The organism is Gemmatimonadaceae bacterium (assembly GCA_035533755.1).
In the GTDB taxonomy this organism is placed as follows: domain Bacteria; phylum Gemmatimonadota; class Gemmatimonadetes; order Gemmatimonadales; family Gemmatimonadaceae; genus JAGWRI01.
Genome location: DATLTC010000075.1, coordinates 1 through 5,952 on the forward strand (window position 1 = coordinate 1; position 5,952 = coordinate 5,952).

4 protein-coding genes are annotated in these 5,952 nt (G+C 70.1%); 1 reads left to right on the top strand and 3 read right to left on the bottom strand.

Going from position 1 to position 5,952, the window contains the following annotated elements; all coding sequences use genetic code 11:
- From dnaE to VNE60_11350, 3 genes are all read right to left on the bottom strand, one after another.
- Positions 1-2,746: DNA polymerase III subunit alpha (dnaE, locus tag VNE60_11340; GenBank protein HVB32111.1), on the bottom strand; the 2,746-nt coding region annotated here is incomplete at its 3' end.
- Positions 2,747-2,749: 3 nt separating this feature from the next.
- Positions 2,750-4,156, bottom strand: a complete 1,407-nt coding sequence (locus VNE60_11345) for a hypothetical protein (GenBank protein HVB32112.1) — start codon at positions 4,154-4,156, stop codon at positions 2,750-2,752.
- Positions 4,098-4,802: a hypothetical protein gene (locus tag VNE60_11350; GenBank protein ID HVB32113.1), complete on the bottom strand. Its 705-nt coding sequence runs from the start codon at positions 4,800-4,802 to the stop codon at positions 4,098-4,100. Before VNE60_11350 ends, VNE60_11345 begins: the two co-directional genes overlap by 59 nt.
- Before the next feature lie 153 nt (positions 4,803-4,955).
- Between VNE60_11350 and VNE60_11355 the strand changes: the two genes are divergently transcribed.
- The gene (locus tag VNE60_11355) at positions 4,956-5,774 is read left to right on the top strand and encodes a hypothetical protein (GenBank protein HVB32114.1); all 819 of its coding nucleotides are present in this window, start codon (positions 4,956-4,958) and stop codon (positions 5,772-5,774) included.
- The last annotated feature ends 178 nt before the right edge of the window (positions 5,775-5,952 follow it).

Below are 5,952 nucleotides of genomic sequence, written 5' to 3' on the forward strand. Positions count from 1 at the left end.
GGCTGTGCAACTCCCGTGACGCCGGCGCCAGCGGCAGCATGTCCCCAACCGCCCTCAGCCCCTCCCACGCCGCATGCCGCCGGTCCGGCGCCCAGACGCCGAACGCCCCCGCCCGCGCGAACCCCAACACATCCGCCCGGCTCAGCCGCGCCCGCCGCACCACATCGGCAATCGAGATGAACGGTCCGGTCAACCGCGCGTCCTTGAGCGCGTCGATCACCCGCGTCCCCACCCCCCGCACGTGCCGCCACCCGATCCGCAACGCCGGCCGGCCTGCGTCCTCCGTCTCCTCCACGCTGCACTCCCAATCCCCATCCCTCAAACACGGCGGCAGCAGCGGCACGCCGTGCCGCTTGGCATCGTGAATCAACGTGGACACGGGATAGAACCCCATCGGCCATGAGTTCAGCAATCCGTAAAAGAACTCGGCAGGGTAGTGCGCCTTGAGCCACGCCGTGGCATACGCGATGAGCGCAAAGCTCCACGCGTGCGATTCGGGAAACCCGTAATTCGCAAAGCTCACCAGGTCGGCGCAGATCCGGTCCGCGATCTCGGCTTCAATGCCACGGTCAACCATGGCAACCCGCAGCCTGGTGAGCGCCCCCACCAGCCGCTCCTTCTTCCTGATATTCCCCCTGGTCCGCCGCAACTCGTCGGCCTGACCGCCGGTATATCCGCCCAACGCCATGGCAATGGCCATGGCCTGCTCCTGGAAGATCGGGATCCCCTGCGTGCGCTTGAGAATGGGCTCCAGCCCTGGATGCAGATACGTCACCGGCTCACGACCCAGCCGCCGCTCGGTATACGGATTCACGAACTTCGCCTGGATGGGCCCCGGCCGTATCAACGCCACCTGCACCACGATGTCGTACAGCCGGTCGGGCTTGGTTTTCAAAATGGACCCGATCTGCGCCCGACTCTCGATCTGAAAGGTGCCGATGGTCTCGCCGCTCTGGATCAGCTCATACGTCTTCTTGTCGTCGTACGGCAGGGTGTACATGGCCGGACGCTCCCCCACCCGCCGCTCGATTACGTCGAACGCCCGCCGCACGGCCGACAACCCGCCCAATCCTAAAAAGTCGAACTTGGGCACGCCCACGGCATCCAGATCGTCCTTGTCGAACTGCACGATGGTCCGCCCCATCGCGGTCTGCTCGATGGGCAGATAGCTCCCCAACGGCTGCGCCGACAGCACGAACCCGCCCACGTGCGTGGACCGCATCCTCGGCACTCCATCGAACGCCGCGATCCCGTTCAACAGCGCCCTCCCACGCGCGTCACTCACATCCAGCCCCTGCTCGGCGCCCAGCCCATCACGGATGGTCTCCGCCGCCTCCGCGGGCTCGGCATGGTGCAGTCGCTTGGAGATGGACACGGCCAACTCCGGCGGATACCCGAACGCACGCATCGCGTCCTGCACGGCGTTGGGCGCGCGATAGGTCTGCACGGTACACGCGATGGCCGCCTGGGCCCGCGCGTAGTGCGTGTACATGTAGTCCAGCACCTCCTCGCGCCGGTCGTGCTCGAAGTCCACGTCGATGTCGGGCGCCTCGGCCTTTCCATCCACGCGCACTTCGCTCAGGAAGCGCTCGAACAACAGCCCGTGCTCCACGGGGTCCACCGCCGTGATCCCCAGACAGAACGCGATCACCGAATTGGCCGCGCTCCCACGCCCCTGACAGAGAATCCCCCGCTCCCGCGCGAACCGCACGGCGTCCCACATCACCAGAAAAAACCCCGAGAAGCCGAGCTTGCCGATCACCGCCAGCTCGTGCTCGATCTGCGCCGCCTGCCTGGGCGACACCACGCCGCCCCACCGCTCGCGTGCTCCCACGTACGCCTGCTCGCGCAGGAAGCTGATGTCGTCGTGCCCAACCGGCACGGCGAACGTGGGCATGGGCGGGCGCATCCACGCGAAGTCCAGAGGCTCGCACTCGGCCGCGATGCGCGCGCTCTCGCACAATCCCTGGGTGCGCCCCCGCCACCGCCGCTCCATCTCGACCGGCGCCAACAGCCGCCAATCGCCGTTGGGGTGCAGCACGCCGCGCGCCGCCGCCTCGTCAATGGTCAGCTCGGCGCGCAGCGCGGTGAGCATGTCGTGCACCAGCCGCCCCGCCTCGTCCACGTACCGCGGATCGTGCGTCACCACCCACGGCACGCGCTCACGCTCGGCCAGCGACACCAACGCGCCGGCCAGCGCCGCCTCCGCGCCCCCGGTGTGGTGCAGTTGCACCTCCACGGCCAGCCGCTCGCCGAACAGCTCGTGCCAAGCGCCCAGCAGACCACGCGCGCCGTCGTCGTCGCCGGCCCGGATGCGCGACGCGAGCGGCCCCGACCCGGGCCCGGTGAGCGCATGCACGCCCTCGGCATGCTGCGCCACCTGCGCCCACGTCACGCCGGACCGCCCGCGCCGGTGGCGCTGCGCGGTCTTGTCCCAGGTGGTCCAGTTGCCCACGCGCGCCGCGGTGACGAGCGCGGCGACGTTGCGATACCCCTGCGCGTTGCGCGCCAGGAACGCGGCCGGCATGCCGTCCACGTTGATCTCCGCGCCGGCGATCAGCTCCAGCGGCGGATCGCACGCCCGCGCGGCAAGCTGCGCGCGGACCAGAGAGCCAAGATCTGCGTGGTCGGTTATTGCCAGTTTGCGGTAACCGAGGGCATGGGCTCTGGCGACCAGCGCTTCGGGGGTGGCGCTGCCGTCACCGAACGAGAACGCCGTGTGCCCGCGAAGCTCCACGTACGGCACGGGTCAGTCCCACCAGCCGTGCAGGTACCAACTGGTAGGACGGTAGGACGGTAGGGGGGTAGGAGGGGAAACCGTCAACTGCGAACTGCCAACCGCGAACTGCGAACTGCCAACCGCCACCTGCGAACCTCCCACCGCATCCCGATACAACCACACCAGCGTGCCGTCCTCGCGAACGCACCGGAAATATTCGCGCGCGTACGGCACCTCCCACTGTCCGCCCGACACGCGTTCGGGGCCGGCGGCCTCCACGATCGCGTACGACGTGCCGCCGTCGCGATACTGCACCGGCACCTGATGGTCGCGGCGCTCCGCCGTGCGCACCGACACGGGCCGCGGCGGCGACACGAGCTGCAGGGTGAGACGTGGCGTGGGCTTCGCTCCGCTCTGTGCCTTGGCCACGCCGCGTTCCCCGCTCGTTGCCGCCACTGCGGGATCCTCCCGCGTCCACTCCGTGCGCGCGTCCACCAGCGGATGCGCCGAGTTATTTGGCGTGAGCACCACGTCGCCCTGATCGTCCATCAACTGCGACACGGTGCGCTCCACCTGCGGCGCGCTGGCGAACCCCTTGTCGAACAGATCGCCCTGCATGCCGTCGTTGCCGATCACCGACTCCACGCGCAGCGTCACGCCGGTCACCGCGTCGGGCAGCGTGATGCGGTCGAGCGCCGCGCGGATGAGCCGCATCCACGCCTTCTGGCTGCCGGTGGGCCGCGCCGAACGAATGCGGTGCGCGAACTCCGTGCGGTCGGCGAGCGAGAAGGCGAGCGACAGCTCGCGCGCCCGCTGCCCGCCGCCGGCGAGCGCGGCGCACACGGTGCCGGCCAGCGCGTTCACCACGAACGTCAACCGCTCGGCGTCGCGCAGCGCGTAGTCCACCCACTCCACCGAGGCGCTGGGGAGCGCGCGGGCGGGCAACGCGAACAGCAGCCGCGGATCGTCGGCCCGCGCGAGCTTCCACAGGCGCACGCCTTCGGCGTCCAACCGCACTTCTATGTGTTCGGCATCCAGCGCAGCGAGCGCGCCGAGCGTCTCCACGCCGATGCCGTCGAGCAGGTGATCGAGCAGCGTGGAGGGTTCGAGCACGTCGATGGGAAACGGCGCGATGAACTCGCGGTCGTGGCCCGGCCTCACCACGGCGAACGGCGCCGTGCCCTGCGTGGCCGCCAGTTGGGCGGCGATCACGGTGGTGGCGGCGCCGGCCCGCGCGTTGGCAAAGCCGTGGCGCTGCGCGACGTCGAGCAGTGCCACGGCCAGCGTGCCCGCGTCGAGTCCGCGCGCGTCGGCCCACACGCGACCGCCGACGCCGACGCTCACGCGCGGCGTGTGTTCCAGCAGAGCGGTGACGAGATCAGCGGGAAGCGCCGCGCCGGTCGGCCAGCTCGGGCTCCAGAGACAGACGTAACTCATGATGCGTGACCGGAAGAACGAATTCGGCGTGCGCCTTCCATCCGAGCGCCACCGCGTCCATGCGCACGCGGGCGTGCGTGATCTCGGCGGGATCGCCGAACGGCGTGCGCCTGTAGCGGTAGTCGGCGGGAGTGATGCGCGAGGTGAGCTTGAGCGCCGACATCGCGGCGTGCGTGGTGAGCGCGACGAGCGCGCTCCCGCCGTCGCGCGTGGCGCGGGTGAGACGGACGGTCTCCTGTCCCCTGGGCTCGGCGCCGGCCAATACGACAAGCGCAAAGCCGCCCGAGCGCAGCAGCTCCTCGGCGGATCTCAGCGCATTGAGCCGGCTGGACGGGCGGACGAGCAGTGGCCCCTCGTCCCAGAACGCGCCGGCCACCGTGCCCACGCTGTCGATCCAGGCGGCGCGTTCGCCGGCGGCGAGAACGCCCTGGCAGGCGGCGCGGAGAATGGCCGTGGCGCCGCCCTGCGGGGCCCATACGGAAAGCCGGCCGCGCGGGAGCCCGCCGCTGGGCAGCGCGCGGTCCAGCTCGCCGATGCCCGTGGCGAGTTGGGTGGTGGCTCGCCGAGTGATGGGCGAGGCATCGGGGAAACGCTCTTCGAGAAGGGCACGGAGGGCGAGAAGGTCCTGGGCAACGGCGCCTGACATACCCGAATAAACACCGAAAATCAGGGTGGGGGAAGGGGGTGATTGGCCGGCGGCCGCAAGTCGGCGTCGGTTGGGCACCTATGCGGAATGATTCGGTGCCGCGCCGTGGCGGCCGGCCGCTATGCTCCGTGTGACCCCGACGGGAATCCACCCATGAACAGACCCCCCATTCCGTTCATCCGGCACGCCTCGGCGCTGGCCCTGGCCGCGCTCGTGTGCGTCGCTCCACGGGCGCGCGCCCAGCACAAATCCGCCGCCGGCCCCGCCGACAGCATCGCCGTGCACCTGCGAGTGATCGGCGTGTTCGACGACCAGACCGGCGAACCCATCCCGGGCGTCGAGGTGAAGGACGTGTTCACCGGCCTCTCGGCCATCACCACGAGCACGGGGACGGTGGCGCTCCCGCTCGACACGTCCGGTGCGTTCCTGCGCGTTCGCAAGGTGGGCTATCTGATGCGCACCTACCCCGTGCAGAATGCCGTGCGGGACACGACGCCGGTGACGCTCACGATCGACGCCATTCTCCCGCAGTTGCCCACGGTGCATACGCGAGCGCGCGGCATTGCCCGCGGGCCCGCCGACACCGTGATGCGGCTGGAGCGCACCGGCTTCTACGAGCGGCGGGAATACGGCGCGGCGCCGCCGAGCGCATATGTGTCCGAGGAGCAGTTGAACCGCTGGGCGCCCACGATGATGACCGACATCGGCCGGTACTCCGGGCGCGCGATCTGCACCGACAACCTCTACATCGACGGTGCGCGCGTGACGGTGCCGGGACGCGCGATGCCGGGCGGGCGGGTGAGCCGCGTGCTCAAGCAGGGGCTCGACGCGCTGCTGGATCCGTCGATGATCGCCGGTATCGAGACGTACCGGACGGGCGAGCTTCCGCCGCAGTTCAACGCGACGGGGGTGGGCGAGGGCGCGATGAGCGGCGGATCGAGCGACTGCGTCACGCTGATCTGGACGCGGTAGGCCGGCCGTCGCGCCGGGTCGGCCACTCAGAATCAGGATTCGGATTCATCGGACTGAGCGAAACCTGCCGGAGAAGGCTCTGGGGAACGCGGCAGCGGAGATCGGGGCGGAGAGGCCGGCCCGATCTCACGGTCCGGACTCGATGCTTCACGGGCGCAGCCCCCACGCATTCCTCCGG